This window comes from Emticicia sp., assembly GCF_043780375.1.
GTDB lineage: Bacteria > Bacteroidota > Bacteroidia > Cytophagales > Spirosomataceae > Emticicia.
Genome location: NZ_JAYWCU010000065.1, coordinates 1 through 15937 on the forward strand (window position 1 = coordinate 1; position 15937 = coordinate 15937).

A 15937-nucleotide genomic window follows, 5' to 3' on the forward strand; every position below is an offset into this window, starting at 1 on the left:
CATCTTCCCAGTTCCAACCGTCATATTCCATTACCGACGATGTACCAGATATAATACCGCCTTCGGGTGTTGTTTGACCAATAAGTACACCATTTCCTCGAATTGTTGGAATAACCTCAGAATCTGTATTATGGGCAATCAAGGTTCGAATATTAGGATTAAATGAGCCAGTTTCGCTTTGGTCGAAAGTTGAGCGAACAGAACCAATATCAACTAAACCAGCTAGGGCGGCAGGAGCAATGATACCGGGATAAACCGATTTTCCGCTTACGTTTATAACTTCGGTGCTTGTTTTATTAAAACTTGTGCTTGCATCACCAACGGCAGTAATGATGCCTTTGTCGAAAACAATTGTGCCATTTTGAATAATTTTTCCGTCACCAACATGAATTGTTGCACCTACTAATGCAATGGGCTTTGATTGCGGTGGAGCAGGAGCAGGGTTTTGAGCAAAAGCCAAAAAGCTGAAAGATAGTAAACTGAGAAGTGATAATTGTTTCTTCATGGGTAAGGTTTTAGTTTGATGAACAAATTTTGCAAAAATTCTAATCATTTGCAAGGAAGACTGTCGAAATACTTAATATTGATGACTACGAACCAATAAAGGTAAAATATTGTAAATTAATGCCAACGTATTTGGAATAGTTTTTTAAGTTGTAGAAGGCTTAAAATTATTGTTTCTGACGAAAAGGAGGCTGGGTCGCCTACGAGTCATTTTTTTTAGAATTATACAGATTTAAAAAATGGAAGCAAAAACCTCGAAAGTTTTTGCTTCCGAGGTTAATAATAACTTAGTTTTATAATTTAATCCGTGACAACTTTTTCAGGACTATGCAATTTTGATTTTCGCAAAAAAACATAAAACTTGAAAAGTTTTGTTTTATTATTTCAAGATTTTATTATAATGTAAAAGTATGATAATGGGTGCTTTTATTTCCCTGCATCAAGCATTTCCATAATTGTATCACACTCAATATGCTGATTTCTTCGTGGCGTAGGTCTTTGAGTAGCTGCTCCTGTTGTTTTTTCTGCCAACATCTTCAGCATCAAACGATTACGCTCTTTAGCAACTGATTGTCTGATTTGTTCATCTTTCTCAATATCGAAATAGACAGCTCCCTCAATAATCGTTTTTTCAGGGCGAGCATATACTGAAAGTGGATTATTGTTCCACAAAACAACATCGGCATCTTTTCCTACTTTGATGCTTCCCATACGGTTGTCTAAATGAAGCATTTTTGCAGGATTTAGCGTTACCATTTTCCACGCTTCTACTTCGCTCATACCACCATACAGAATTGTTTTTGCTGCTTCTTGATTCAAACGGCGAGCCATTTCTGCATCATCAGAGTTGATGGCTGTCGTAACACCAACCTTTGCCATAATTGAAGCATTGTAAGGAATTGCTTCTTTTACTTCCATTTTATACGCCCACCAATCTGAGAATGTAGAAGCATTAGCACCATGTGCTTTCATTTTATCAGCAACTTTGTAGCCTTCCATAATATGAGTGAAAGTATTGACATTGAAATTAAACGTTTCGGCCACGTGCATCAACATATTGATTTCAGATTGTACGTACGAATGGCAAGTAATGAAACGCTTTTTATTCAAAATATCAACAATAACATCCAATTCTATGTCTTTTCTTGGAGGAATAACGCCCACTTTATTACCTAAAGCATTGTAATCTTTCCATGACTTTTCGTATTCTTTTGCACGTTGAAACTCGTCCATATATACTTGTTCAACACCCATACGAGTTTGTGGAAAACGACCAGATGGACTTGGGTTATTGCCATTCTTAACATTTTCGCCCAAAGCAAACTTAATGAAACCGTCGGCACCTTTGATCAATAAATTACTTGGATTTTCGCCCCACTTTAATTTAATAATTGCCGATTGACCACCAATACAGTCCGCCGAACCGTGCAGTAATTGTGAAGAAGTTACGCCACCAGCCAACTGACGATAAATATTTACATCTTCCGAATTTATTACATCTTCTTGGCGAACCTCTGCCGACACTGTTTGTACTTCGTTGATTGAAAGCAAAGCAATGTGAGAATGTTCGTCAAAAATACCATTGGTTAAATGTTTTCCTGTGCCGTCTACGGTTTTTGCACCTGCGGGAGTTTCTAAATTTTTGCCGATCTTGGCAATTTTGCCATTTTGGAGCAATACGTCTGTATTCGTTACAATGCCATCTTTTTCATTTGTCCAAACAGTAGCATTTTTAATTAAAAGTGTTTCTTGCTTGGGTTTTTCTTCATTTCCAAAAGCTGTAAAAGGGAAAATAATTTTGCCAATTTCTGGAGTTTTGGCTTTCACAGAATCTTTTTTAGTAGTTTCCTTGGCAATTTCTTTATAAATAGCCGACCATTTTATTTGCATTCCATCAACCAAAACGCCCTCACCTTTAAAGTTTTTACCGTCATAATAACCGCTCAAACGAGTATCATTAGTTTCTTTTTTGTCGAATTTGCTACTTATCGTAAACAAATCACCCATGCGAGTAACTTTAGGAGTAAACTTGGTTGAGTCAAGTGTAATTTGATACTCAGGTTTGTCTGGTTTTCCTGTGATATTTAATTTCAATCCTGTTTTTTCTCCAACAGTCAAATCATAAACTCCACGGATGTCAGTAACATTCATATCGCTAATGATATAACGTTTACCTTGAATCCAGTTTTCGTAAATTATATTGTCTTTACTAAAAATATTGTCCGATGTAATGATAAAGTTGGCAATCATACCCTTTTTCAAGCTGCCTACCATATTATCAACTTTAAGCAATTTGGCAGGAGTAGAAGTGATAGCTTCTAAGGCTTTGCTTTCGGGCAAACCATATTCAATTGCCTTACGGATATTCGTCCAAAAATCAGCTTTTGCTTTCAAACCAGCAGTCGTAAATGCAAAATTGATTCCTGCTTTTACCAAAGCTCCAGCATTGGCAGGAGCCATTTCCCAATGTTTCATTTCGGTCAAACTCACCATTGCCGCATCGAAAGGGTCTTCAACTTCGTAAGCTGAAGGAAAATTTAAAGGCACAATAAGTGAACTATTGGTGGCTTTGATTTCGTCCAAACGTTGGTATTCGTCGCCAATTCCCTTAAATATATATTGTACGCCAAATTCTTTTCCAATTTTATCGCCTCTCAAAATGCCCAATTTATCGTTAGCGTCATAGATTTGCGGCAAACTTTGCATTTCGTTGAAAGCCTCTAATGATAGATTACGTTCTTGAGAGCTGCCACCTTTTTTGTACCATTCGGCATCATAATAAGTTTGGCGAAGTAAAGCTACCGAACCCATTGCCGAAACAGGATAACTTTGCGTAGAAGTTCCTTTGTCGAGCGAATAATGTGCCGAGGCTTTTCCTTTCAATAAAACTTCATTTTCACGACCATCACCAAAGCTTACAAATGCTGATGTTCCGCGTACAATACCATCGGGTGAATGTACGACCGCACTTCCAAAACCATTTTTACGCATTTCTTCTGCTTTTACAGCATTGAGTTTAAAATCGTTGGTGGCGTCAACTTCTGGTTTTACTGCCTGATTCCAGTCAAAAGCACCTTTTTTGTTAGTTTCTAATTGGGGTAAGCCACCAAAACCTCTACCACCTGCTGGCCGCACAAGTTCAGGTAAGCCGTAATCTGAATAAATGTCAATCAACGAAGGGTAAATTCTTTTGCCTTTTAGGTCATAAACAAATGTACCTGCTGGCACTTGTAAATCTTTACCAACGGACTCAATCACGCCATTTTTGATATAAATCATGGCATTGTCAAGTATTGTTTGGGCATCAACTACGATAGTTGCATTTTTGAAAGCGTATTGAGCAGGACGCTCATCATAAACGCCATTTCGCTGAAAAGTTACTTGGGAAAAGACAGGAATACTAATAAAAGCAATAAGAACACAGGTAAGGAGTTTTCTCATGGGTAGGGTTTTGATGATTGATGAATGATATTGCGAATTTGAGAATTTTTGTTCAATAAACAAAACTATTGATACTTTTGTGGTGAGAATAGCTGAATATGTAAAACTCAACAACAACACGTGAATTTTAATAGACAAAAATCCATTTCAAAAATCAATGATTTTGCTTCAAAAGGTATTCCTTTTTTATTTATAGGCGATTTTGAAGGTGAGAATTGTATGATTGAAGCATTAGAAAATCTTGATGAAGAAGAAATTAAGTTTTGGGTAAATGGGAAACACAATTATCTTAAATCTGAAAGCTTGGTTTTTGAAGTAAAATTACAAAAATCGCCAATTTCATTCTCCCAATATAAATTAGCTTTCGATAATGTTCAGAAAAATATTTTTCAAGGCAACAGTTTTCTAACAAATCTTACTTGTGAAACGCCTATTAATTTGAATATCAGCTTGTTAGAGGTTTTCGAGCGAAGCGAGGCAAAGTATAAAATTTTTTTAAAAGATAAGTTTGTCTGTTTTTCGCCTGAAATTTTTGTTCAGATTGATAAAGAAGGAAAAATTTCTTCTTTTCCGATGAAAGGAACAATTGATGCCGCATTGCCCGATGCCGTGCAAACTATTCAAAATGATAAAAAAGAGTTTTATGAACACACAACTATTGTTGACTTAATAAGAAATGATTTGAGTAAAGTTGCTGAGAAAGTTTGGGTCGAAAAATTTAGATATATCGACCGAATACAAACCAACGATAAGCAAGAAATATTACAGGTAAGTTCACAAGTAAGTGGCTTATTATCAAGTGATTGGCGAGAAAATTTGGGTGAAATATTATTCAAAATGTTACCTGCTGGTTCTATTTCTGGAGCTCCAAAAGAGAAGACTTTGGAGATAATTGCTCAAGCTGAGGAATATACATATCCTGCACAATTTGAAAAAACTAACTACAATCGAGGCTTTTATACAGGTATTTGTGGCATTTTCGATGGTGAAACTTTCGATTCGGGCGTGATGATTCGTTTCATCGAACAAAAACCTGATGGCTTGGTTTTTAAAAGTGGCGGTGGAATTACTTCCAATAGTATTGCTCAAAAAGAATACGACGAAATGATACAAAAAATATATGTCCCTATTGTTTGAAACCATTAAGTGCGAAAATCGACAATTGCATAACCTCAAATACCATGATTTGCGGGTAAGGCATAGCCTCAATCGTTTATTTAAAATAAATGACGATTTTAGCTTTGAAAATACTATAAAAATCCCTGATTGGGTAGGCGAGGGGCTTTATCGTTGCCGAGTTAGTTATTCCAGAAATATAGAAAAAATAGATTTTTTTCCTTATGAATATAAACATCCAAAGAAAATTCAACTTGTAGAAGATAAGTCAATAAAGTATCCTCTAAAATTTGAAGATAGGAGTAGTTTTAACCATTTATTGAATAGCTTTCCTGAAGTTGATGATATAATTATTGCTCAAAATAATTATTTAACCGACTCTACTTTTGCAAATATTGCCTTATTTGATGGGGTAAAATGGGTTACATCAATTACCCCGATATTATATGGTACTAAACGAAGTTTTTTACTTGAAAACCAAATGCTTTTTCTTGATGAAATTTATATTAAAGATTTGAAGTTTTTCAAGAAAATAGCTTTAATCAATGCCATGAGAGATTTAGATTTGGCTTATCAATTTGAAGTAAGTAAAAATATTATTTCGATAAAAAAATAAAATGGAATCGCATAAAAATATCATTATCGGAGCTGGCCCATCGGGTTTGGCAATTGCAGGACGACTCAGCAAATTGAATATACCATTTATTATTTTAGAACAATCTGAAAATGTAGGGAATGTTTGGCGAAATCACTACGACCGTCTGCATTTGCACACTGATAAAAAATATTCTGAATTACCACATTTTCCTTTTCCTGCCGATTATCCAACTTTTGTTCCGAAAGCAAAATACATTGAATATTTAGATGCTTACGTAAAATATTTCGATATTAAACCACTTTATAATCAGGAGGTTACAAATATCAAACGTATAGCCGATAAGTGGTTAGTAAAAACAAAAACAAAGGCGTTTGAAGCGGAAAATGTAATAGTTTCAACGGGTTATAATAGAGTTCCTACAATACCAACTTTTAAAAATCAAGCTGTTTTTCAAGGAGAAGTTTTCCATTCTCATTTGTATAAAAATGGGAAACCTTTTCAAGATAAAAATGTTTTGGTAGTTGGTTATGGCAATTCTGGAGCAGAAATTGCCCTTGATTTGTACGAAAATGGAGCAAGGACTTTTACCTCAATTCGCACACCTGTGAATATTGTAAAACGAGAGTTTTTGGGGCGTTCGACACAAGGGTTAGCTATTTTTCTGATTCAGTTTGGCAATACTTTCTACGATTTTATATCAAATATTTTCAAGAAATTATCGACAGGAGCAATGAAAGGAACTGGTATTCCGATTTCGACATTAGCACCGTCGGAACAGCTTCGCACTTTGAGTAAAACCCCCGTGATTGATGTCGGTACTTTGAAGGAAATTAAAGCAAAGAATATTTTAGTATTGCCTGATATTCAAGAGTTTACGAAAGATACTGTTGTTTTTGTTGATGGTCAAAATATTGCATTTGATGCCGTGGTTTTGGCAACTGGTTATCATGCACGACTGAAAGATTTAGTAGAAAATATTGACCCATTACTTAACGAAAGAGGATATCCAAAAACAATGTGGAGTGATGAACCAACATACAAAGGTCTATATTTTTTGGGTTTCAACCTTCCTCTTACGGGCGTTTTACGTGATATTCACCTGAGTTCAGCAAAAATTTCTCAAAAAAATAGCTAATTTAAACCCGTAATTTTTTTTCTTTTTCTCAGTAATCAAAAAGCCGAAAACTTGAGTTTTCGGCTTTTTGATTTTAGTTGGCATACTTTTATGGAAGAGCAAAGGCAACATATTGATTGCCTTTTTTGGTACCTAATTTGGTGCCACCGCAGGCGATGACCACAAATTGCTTACCATTAATTTGGTAGGTAGACGGCGTTGCAAACCCTGCCGCAGGAAGTTTTGTTTCCCAAAGCAATTTTCCAGTTTTTTTGTCAAATGCCCTAAACATTCCGTCCTTTGTAGCGGCTATAAATAGCAAACCACTTGCCGTAATTACGGGCCCACCATAATTTTCAACTCCCGTATTTTTGATTCCTTTTTCGAGTAATGCAGGCTCATAGCCAAAAGGTATTTTCCAAACATATTCACCTGTGTTGAGGTCGATGGCACTCATTGTGCCCCATGGAGGCGTAATAGCAGGAAGTCCTTTACTATCTAAAAACTTGTTATAACCAGTGCTTTTATAAGGCAAATATACTGGTTTTGATGTGCTTGCAGTTGAACCAACTTCTTTCTTTTCGTCACCAAATAAAAACGAAACAATGGCTTGTTTTTCGGTAGCTGAAAGCATCGGAAAGCCGGGCATCATCCCTTTTCCACCATTAATTATCTGCGTTAAATAGGCTTTGTCTTTTCGTTTTTCAATATCAATCAACGAAGGATAATTAGACTTTGGATTTCCTTTTCGGTCTTTGCCATGGCAAGAAATACAATAAGATGTATAAAGTTTTTCGCCTGCACTCAAATTTGAGTTTTTATCTTCTTTTGGCGTCGCAACCATTGTTTGTACCCATGCCATTTCGTTGGCATTTACATATAAAATCCCTTGTGGGTCGGCGGCGGCTCCACCCCATTCAGCACCGCCATCATAACCAGGGAAAATGATTGTTCCTTCTTTACTTCCTGGTGAATAAGTAGCAGTTTTATATTTTTTTATATTTTGAATCAATTCTTCACGATTTTCGGCATATGGGCTAATCTCTTTTTCATTCAATGATTTAGACTGGCGAGCAAAAGGTGCAGGTTTACTCGGAATAGGCTGAGTTGCCCAAGGCAATTCACCTTGAACCATTGATTTTGGTACTTGTATTTCATTGATTGGGAAAATAGGTTTTCCAGTAACCCTATCAAATACAAACACATAGCCTTGTTTAGTTACTTGAGCTACGGCATCAACTTTTCGGTTACGACCGTCCGATGCCTTGCGGGTAATCGTAATCAAGTTTGGTGGAGCAGGCAAATCTCTGTCCCAAATGTCATGATGCGTAGTTTGGAAATGCCAAAGGCGTTTGCCCGTTCGAGCGTCTAACGCTAATAAACAGTTGGCAAATAGATTTTTACCCTTGCGATTTCCACCATAAAAGTCGTAGCCTGCCGAACCGGTCGGTACATAAATAATGCCTCTTTTGCGGTCAATGGACATTCCTGCCCAGTTGTTGGCTGCACCAGTATAATTATTTTTATAAGCATCTTTCGGGAAAGTTTCGTAGCCAAACTCACCTGGATATGGAATTGTGTGGAATGTCCAAGCCAGTTTTCCTGTTTTCACATTAAACGCACGAATATCTCCTGGAGCAGCATCTGCACCTTCCGAAAGGCGAAGTGGCATGACAATCAAATCGTCAAAGAGGGTCCCAGGTGTATTCGAAATAATAAATTTCTTTTGAGATACTTCAGGCAAGCCTGTGTGCAAATCAATCTTGCCATTATCACCAAACGATTCGATGGGTTTGCCAGTTTTGGCATCTAAAGCCCAAAGATTTGGCCCAACTGTATAGAGAATTCGAGAATCGTTGCCTTCTTTCCAATAAGTTACACCTCTGCTTGTGCTTGCCCAGTTTTTGAGTGGGTCGCCAAAACGCCAAATTTCTTTCCCATTTATTGCATCGAGAGCAAATGCTTGAACCGATGCCGTAACGCCATACAATACACCACCAACAATAATTGGATTGACCTGCATTTGTCCCGAATCAGGAGTAGAATATGACCAAGCTACTTGTAATTTATTTACATTTTCGGGATTTATTTGTGTCAAAGTCGAATAATGATTTCGGTCGGCTCCGCCCAAATATTCGCCCCAATCTACATCATCACTTACATAATTGGTTTGTAAAGCTGAGGCAATGACTAATATTGCCAATATTCCGATAAAAAATTTGAGTTTCATATGTGTTAAGGAACGAGTTAAAAATAACTTATATCAATTTAAATATCTTTTTCGCCAAAATTTCACTCAAAAATGCTCATTTAATTCATTAGATTCCGCTTTTTGTGCAAAATTTTGACAAAAAATCTTATTAAAATTTCGTTATAACTTATTTTAAACTTGTTCCTAAGTTTTCAATTAGGGTAATTTTTACTTCTCTTCTTTGAGTTCATCGGTATCTGGCCAACGGGTTTCGTTATACATCTCAAATACCTCTGGATACTTGTTTTTCAACCAGCGATGTTGTTTCAAACTCAAAAATACAAATTTTGGTCCAACCGACCCTTCTTCTTCCTCACTAAAAATTTCATAAAACATATTTTCTGAATTATTTTCAATCAATGCCCGATTAACCAAGTTTAGAAATTTTAATGTGTCAAAATCAAAATACTCATAATCTACTTTTGATTGCCCTTTTTTTGATTTAGGCAATGCTGGCACCAACTGATTTTCCTCGTATTTTTTATTGTTGAAAGTAAAACTATATTTAAAAATTCGCTGTGTATAATTACTTTTTTTCAAGATTTTGGCAAAATTATCATCTAAATTTGTAGGATTAAATTGCTCTTTTGAAATTGTTTTAAGTGAGTCAATGATAGCTTTGTAGATATTTCGGTAAGATTCTGCATTCCAAATATTGGCTTGAACAACAATTTTTGGTAAATTTTCAAGAAAAGTTATCCCGTCGCCTGCTTTACGCCGAAACTTCAAAATAAAAGCCTCTTTTTGCTCACATGACATTTTTTCAATCAAGCCCATTCTGCTAAATTCATTAAGAGTAAACTGCAAGCTATCTCGACTAAATTTGCGGTCATACATGGCAAAATCTACGTAATTATTAGGTAGGGTTTCGGCCACCAAAGTTGCTTGTGTACTATCGAAAAGTACAAAAGATAGTTTTGGACTTCGGTAATCACAAATAATGATGAGGCGTTTGGAAGAACCTATATCTGTCAAGAAATCATTGACTATTTTAAATTGATTTTCTCCAATTGAAGGAAAATATTGCGATTTCTCATTTTTGAGAGAGTCAAGAGCATTTTGTATTGTATATTTAAGCGAAACATTTAACGTTTGTTCATAGGCAGCTCCGTTAATAACAGCCGAAATGTTTTGTTTTGCAAAGTCATTTTCGGTGGTGTCTGAAAAATCATCTTTTAAGTATTTTATTTCACTAAATGTTGCTTCGGGTATTAGTTTTTTTGCAACTTTATTGATAATGTAGTTATAAAGTTCTGTATTTGATTTGCCCGTAAGTTCATTCATATCAATGACAACTGCTTGCGAACTATTATTCAATATTTCCGAAGGTTCTTTTGCCTTTTTTAAGTCAATAGATTTAAAATTATCTTCCGAAAGCATTTTTTCTTGTTTCAAAGCAACTGCAAAAACTTCTCCATTAAAAGCCTCTACTTGTTCTTGATAATTGCCATATAAATTCGAGCCTTCAATATCTTTGAAAACTTCCACATGGTTTTTTTCTATATACTTAAATTGGTTTTTTGTAAGAAAGATATAATTCCCTGGTCTTTGATAAAGAGTTATGCTAATATTGCTTGGATTTATTTTGTAAAATTGACCATCAATTGAATTTTCTTCTATTGAATTATTTACTAAATTGAGCCATTCTGTTTCTTTGAAATAAAAATTATCAGAATTAACTGACATTTTAGGAATCATTGGATTTGATTGTATGTCGTCTTCAAATTCAATTTTTGGAATTATTTGAATTTCCTCATACTTTTTCCCATTCAAACGATAATTTATTTTCAGTGTTCTATCTTTTTTTCCTCCTTTCTGAATCTCAGTTTCAAAGTTATCTGTTATTTTTTCAGGGGTAAATTGTCCGTGCGAAACTCTGCTTAATTCTGAAATAAAACTTTTGAAAATTAATATTTTTTCTTCACCTTTTTTAGGAGAAAAATTTACTTTTGCTACAATCTCTGGAAAGCTTAATAGAAGATTTCTTTTTAAATTTTTTCGGTTATTAGACTCAAATCTAAAGTCAATTATTGTTTTTTCAATTTTAGTTATATCTAAATTTGGTAAAATGTTATTTTTCTGAAATTCTTCAATCAACGAATTGATTTTTTCTCTACTAAATTTGTTTGAAAAATCCGTTTTTTCTCCAAATATATTCGCAAAAAGTGGATTTTCTTTAAATTTTCCTCGAAAAACCACGTTTTGAGAACTATCAACAAGCATCAATATTTTACGAGATTCTTTGATAGAAACGAAAGGATTATAGTCGTTGCTGACCACAACTAAGCGTTTTGGGGAGTTTTTGTCGGTTAAAAAATCATTGATTGACTGAAAATCCTTAACAGAAATACCAGTTAAAAAAGAAAAAACATTTGCATAAGTTTTAATAATAGTGCTATCAATATTGACATCAGGTGGAATACTTTTTTTCAGCGTTTTTATTAACGAAAAATCAGTATCGGCTTTTTGTGTATATACAAAACTATTGACTTTTAAGCTGAGTTTATAATTTGTTTTGTTTTTGCCGAGAGGGTTTGCAAACGGTATTCCCATTACGTTGGGATTTTGATTCTCGGCATCTTTTTTTGTTATTTCTGAAAGCTTTAATTCGCTAAAATCAAATTCAGGAATAAGTGTACTTTTGACCTGATTGAATAAGTTTCGATAAATTTCTTCTCTAGTCAAATTGCCCTGTTCAGCAGAAATAATGATAGCTTTTTCGCAATTCGACAAAATATCAATCTTACTTTTTAGTTCAAAAGGTTTGTACGAATCTATCAATGCCTTTGCTTTGTCGGCTTTTAATAAATTTACAATACGAAGACTATCAATAAACTTAAATTGTTGTTGTTTTAAGGCTTCATAATTGTCATAAAAATAAGTTTGTTTGGCGGCATAAATAAAGAAACCAAAGTCTTTAATTAGTTTAATTTGGTCTTTTTTTAGCCAAATCAATAGTTCATCATACACTTTTTGGTCAATCAAATTGATTGCTTTTAGGCGATTGGCAAGCGTTATATAATTTTCTTTTACAGGACGCATATTTAGTTCTGCTGCCAAAAACGTCAAAGGGTTTTTTGTATTTATTTGTCCTTCCAATTCGGGTTTAAAAAACATCCGATCGCCCAACATTTTTTCCGACATTTCTCTTAACTGAATCATTTCATCAGCTGCCGAGCCGACATTTCGCATGAGTTCAAAAACACCTATAAAACCTAAAATAGCCGTACGTGATTTTGCCAACGAATCGGGGATTTTTCCAAAAACGCCTAATAGACTTCCTGACATTCGTTGGTTAAATGCTTTATTTTCTTTATTGATGGTTTTCAAGAAAATGTCTTTTCCGAATTCGGAAATTATTTGTTCTTTTTGGAGGTTATCGAGGTGTTTTCTGATTTGTTCATCAGAAAGTTTTTGAGCAAAAGTTGCAGAAAAAATGAAGAATAAAATAAAAATTAAAAATATGTGTTTCATTGGTAAATTGCTTTTTTTACCAAAAATAAATCACTTTATAATAAGAACCTAATTCTTTTGAAACGCTTTAGGGCAATAAACACTTAGTAGATAGTTATCGCTTCGCCTCTTTTTTTCGTTACAGAACAATCGCAATAGATTTGTCCTAATTTAGTATAAATAGGCTATTCAATGTATTTATTTTGTCCACTAAAATTTAGATAATATTAGCTCAATCTCTGTTTACAGTATTTAAGTTTTTCAGAAATAACATAAACCTTCCTATTAAAACCTTTATAACTCGTGCAAAGATTTTAATAGGAAGGTAAGTTCATAAATAAAATAGTTTAGCTAATTGTATCTTCAAAAAAACTTGAATAATTATTTTGAAGATTTAAAACCAACCATGCTTTTACTTTATAAACCCAAGTCATTGAAATTGATTAAAATACTTTAAATAAAGCACTTTAAATGGAATATTAGTTGAAAATTGCCATAAGGCAAATAGAAACTAATATAAGGAATGAGATTGTTTTTTTTGTTTTTGCAGTAAGAAACACACGTGTTCTCACCGAACCCAATTGGACAGAGTTTTTCATTTTTGTAGGTTACTTTAAGATTATAGGAAAGTTTTATTTGGATAATTATGTAAATTTATATGATTATAATTTAACTTTCAAAATATTTTGAAAGTTTTTTTTTTACAATAAATATAGATTTATAGAAGGAACATTTTTGTATAAGCAATGATTAGCGTAATTTTGCAACTCTAAAAAGAAATAAGACCAATATTATAATGTTAAATTCAGATTCAATACTACGAATTGCTCTCCAAAAGTCAGGAAGACTAAGTGAAGATTCGTTCAGACTGTTTAAAGAGTGTGGAATAAAGTTTGAGAGCGGAACGGGAAAACTCAAAACTTCTTCATCGAATTTTCCTGCCGAATTTCTTTTTTTAAGAGATGATGACATTGCTGGTTATGTGGAAGATGGCGTAGCAGACATTGGAATAGTAGGCGAAAATGTTTTCATTGAGTCGAATCGCAAGGCCGAAACAACCTATCGTTTGGGTTTCTCAAAGTGTCGGTTATCAATTGCTGTACCTCGCGGAGTTGATTATCAGAGCATTGAAGATTTTCAAGGGAAAAGCATAGCAACATCATATCCACGAATTCTGGGTAATTTTTTGAAAGAAAAAGGCGTAAAAGCCGATATACACGAAATCAGTGGTTCGGTCGAAATTGCCCCAAGCATAGGTTTAGCTGAAGGCGTTTGTGATATTGTAAGTTCGGGAAGCACGCTTTTGAGTAATGGATTAAAAGAAGTTGAAGTGATATTTCGTTCGGAGGCAGTTTTGATTTCAAATAAAAAATTGTCAAAAGCTAAACATGATACCCTCAACAAATTGTTGTTCAGAATAAAGGCTGTGCAAACAGCTCAGAATTACAAATATATATTGTTGAATGCTCCAAACGACAAGTTGCAAGATATTATCAATATGATTCCTGGAATGAAAAGCCCCACGATTGTGCCTTTGGCAATGGAAGGTTGGAGTTCGATTCACTCTGTTTTGGAGGAAAATCAATTTTGGGAAAACATCGAAGCTATACAATCGGCAGGAGCAGAAGGCATTTTAGTAATTCCAATTGAAAAAATGATTTATTGATTTTTTTAGATAAGAGATGCGAAGGTATTAATTACTTTATTTCTCTAATCTCGTATCTCCATTCTCGTATCTTATACAAATGAAAATAATAGCATACCCTCCACGCTCAGAATGGAATCAATTACTTGCTCGACCTGTGCTGGAAATGGCTGAAATTGAGCAGAAAGTATTGCCAATTTTACAAAAAGTAAAGCAAGAAGGTGATTCGGCTTTACGTGAATTTTCATTGAAGTTTGATAAACTCGAAATCAATGATTTTAGAGTTTCGCAAGCTGAAATTGATGACGCCGAAAACCATTTAAGTGATGAACTGAAAGTCGCTATTCAGCAAGCCTACGAAAATATTCATAAATTTCACCTTGCCCAAAAACAAGCTCCTGAAGTTATTGAAACCATGAAGGGAGTTAAATGTTGGCGAAAAAGTATTGGAATTCAAAAAGTTGGATTTTATATTCCAGGTGGAACTGCTCCTCTTTTCTCAACGGTTTTGATGTTAGGAATTCCTGCACAAATTGCCCAATGTCAAGAACGAATTTTATGTTCGCCAAGTAATCATCCTGCTATTTATTATGCGGCAAAATTGGTGGGTGTTACCAAAGTTTTTAGAGTAGGAGGGGCTCAGGCAATTGCTGCAATGGCTTACGGCACAAAAACGATTCCGCAAGTTTATAAAATATTTGGACCGGGAAATCAATTTGTAACTGCTGCCAAACAATTATTGAGTAAAGAAGGGGTGGCAATTGATATGCCAGCAGGCCCGTCAGAAGTAGCTGTAATGGCCGACGATTCTGCTATACCTTCATTTGTGGCATCTGATTTACTTTCACAAGCAGAGCATGGTGCAGATAGCCAAGTTTTATTGGTTTCTACGAGCAAAAAGTTTGTCTCGGCTGTAAATTTAGCAGTGTCTGGGCAATTAAATCGTTTGCCAAGAAAAGATTTAGCAGCCAAAGCAATTGAGAATTCTAAAATAATTTTGCTCGAAAATCAACAAGAGTGTATAGATATGCTCAATGCTTATGCTCCAGAGCATTTGATTTTGGCAGTAGAGAATTATAATGAAGTGGGCGAACAAATCATCAATGCAGGTTCGGTTTTTCTGGGAAATTATACGCCCGAATCATGCGGCGATTATGCCTCGGGAACAAACCACACTTTACCCACCAATGGCTATGCACGTGCATACAGTGGTGTTTCGTTAGATAGTTTTGTAAAGAAAATCACATTTCAAGAGATTTCTAAAGAAGGTATTTTAAATATCGGTAAAACAGTTGAACTTATGGCAGAAGCCGAATCTTTAGAAGCCCACAAGCGTGCAGTAAGTTTGAGGATAGAGAGTTTGTTGTAAAATTTATTAAATAATAAAGCCTGATAATTAACTATAAATAGTTTATTATCAGGCTTTATTTTGGAAATACAGGACTCACTCTTTAATTTATAAATACTTGATAGTCAGTATAAACGTATTACTAATACGTTTATCAATCCTCAAAATCGAACTTAATTCCGTGTTTCAATAGTAGCTCATAAACCTTAATTAACTTGTTCTGACAGTTGTTTGTCTTTTTGGCAAGTCGCACTGCTTCATCTTCAAATAAGTCGGCAGGATTGACTTTAGTAATTTCGCAAAACTTAATAAAATCTGTCAGTTTCATGTCGCCATCATCAAGCATATTATTGAAGCTTTTTTGAGATTTGCCCATTGCCGTATAAATTGGGCGAAGGCTTTTTAAATCTGGTTTAGTAATAGCATTGCTAATAAAATCCTTGATTAATAGCATATTTTTATAATTT

At 34.6% G+C, this 15937-nt stretch carries 9 protein-coding genes and 1 pseudogene; 5 read left to right on the forward strand and 5 right to left on the reverse strand.

Translation table 11 applies throughout. The features are described 5' to 3' along the window. Both ACH2CJ_RS04725 and ACH2CJ_RS04730 read right to left on the reverse strand, forming a co-directional pair. Positions 1–505, reverse strand: a pseudogene (locus tag ACH2CJ_RS04725) (amidohydrolase); the annotation flags it as partial. Between the two features lie 425 nt (positions 506–930). Next, entirely contained in the window at positions 931–3945 is a 3015-nt protein-coding gene (locus ACH2CJ_RS04730) for an amidohydrolase family protein (protein WP_394991084.1), read from the reverse strand. Positions 3946–4065: 120 nt separating this feature from the next. Between ACH2CJ_RS04730 and ACH2CJ_RS04735 the strand changes: the two genes are divergently transcribed. Genes ACH2CJ_RS04735 through ACH2CJ_RS04745 form a run of 3 tightly spaced genes read left to right on the forward strand, consistent with a single transcriptional unit; the run spans position 4066 to position 6794 of the window. Next, on the forward strand, positions 4066–5082 hold the full coding sequence (locus tag ACH2CJ_RS04735) for an aminodeoxychorismate synthase component I (RefSeq protein ID WP_394991086.1): 1017 nt from the start codon (positions 4066–4068) through the stop codon (positions 5080–5082). Beyond that, positions 5066–5677 carry a hypothetical protein gene (locus ACH2CJ_RS04740; protein WP_394991087.1) on the forward strand — a complete coding sequence of 204 codons (612 nt, stop codon included), beginning with the start codon at positions 5066–5068 and terminating at the stop codon, positions 5675–5677. The genes ACH2CJ_RS04735 and ACH2CJ_RS04740 overlap by 17 nt, the downstream gene beginning before the upstream one ends. Position 5678: 1 nt before the next feature. Continuing rightward, positions 5679–6794 carry a flavin-containing monooxygenase gene (locus ACH2CJ_RS04745; protein WP_394991089.1) on the forward strand — a complete coding sequence of 372 codons (1116 nt, stop codon included), beginning with the start codon at positions 5679–5681 and terminating at the stop codon, positions 6792–6794. A gap of 88 nt (positions 6795–6882) precedes the next feature. Here the strand turns inward: ACH2CJ_RS04745 and ACH2CJ_RS04750 are convergent, their stop codons facing one another. Then, positions 6883–9003: a pyrroloquinoline quinone-dependent dehydrogenase gene (locus tag ACH2CJ_RS04750; protein WP_394991090.1), complete on the reverse strand. Its 2121-nt coding sequence runs from the start codon at positions 9001–9003 to the stop codon at positions 6883–6885. Positions 9004–9192: 189 nt separating this feature from the next. Continuing rightward, entirely contained in the window at positions 9193–12498 is a 3306-nt protein-coding gene (locus ACH2CJ_RS04755) for a hypothetical protein (RefSeq protein ID WP_394991091.1), read from the reverse strand. Positions 12499–13273: 775 nt separating this feature from the next. Here ACH2CJ_RS04755 and hisG point away from each other — a divergent pair. Then, the gene (hisG, locus tag ACH2CJ_RS04760) at positions 13274–14143 is read left to right on the forward strand and encodes an ATP phosphoribosyltransferase (RefSeq protein ID WP_394991092.1); all 870 of its coding nucleotides are present in this window, start codon (positions 13274–13276) and stop codon (positions 14141–14143) included. A 79-nt stretch (positions 14144–14222) separates the two neighbouring features. Continuing rightward, entirely contained in the window at positions 14223–15491 is a 1269-nt protein-coding gene (gene hisD, locus ACH2CJ_RS04765; RefSeq protein ID WP_394991093.1) for a histidinol dehydrogenase, read from the forward strand. 133 nt (positions 15492–15624) lie between these two features. Here hisD and ACH2CJ_RS04770 read toward each other — a convergent pair whose 3' ends face one another. Further along, positions 15625–15924, reverse strand: coding sequence for a hypothetical protein (locus ACH2CJ_RS04770; RefSeq protein ID WP_394991094.1), 300 nt, complete (start codon positions 15922–15924; stop codon positions 15625–15627). Between the last annotated feature and the right edge of the window lie 13 nt (positions 15925–15937).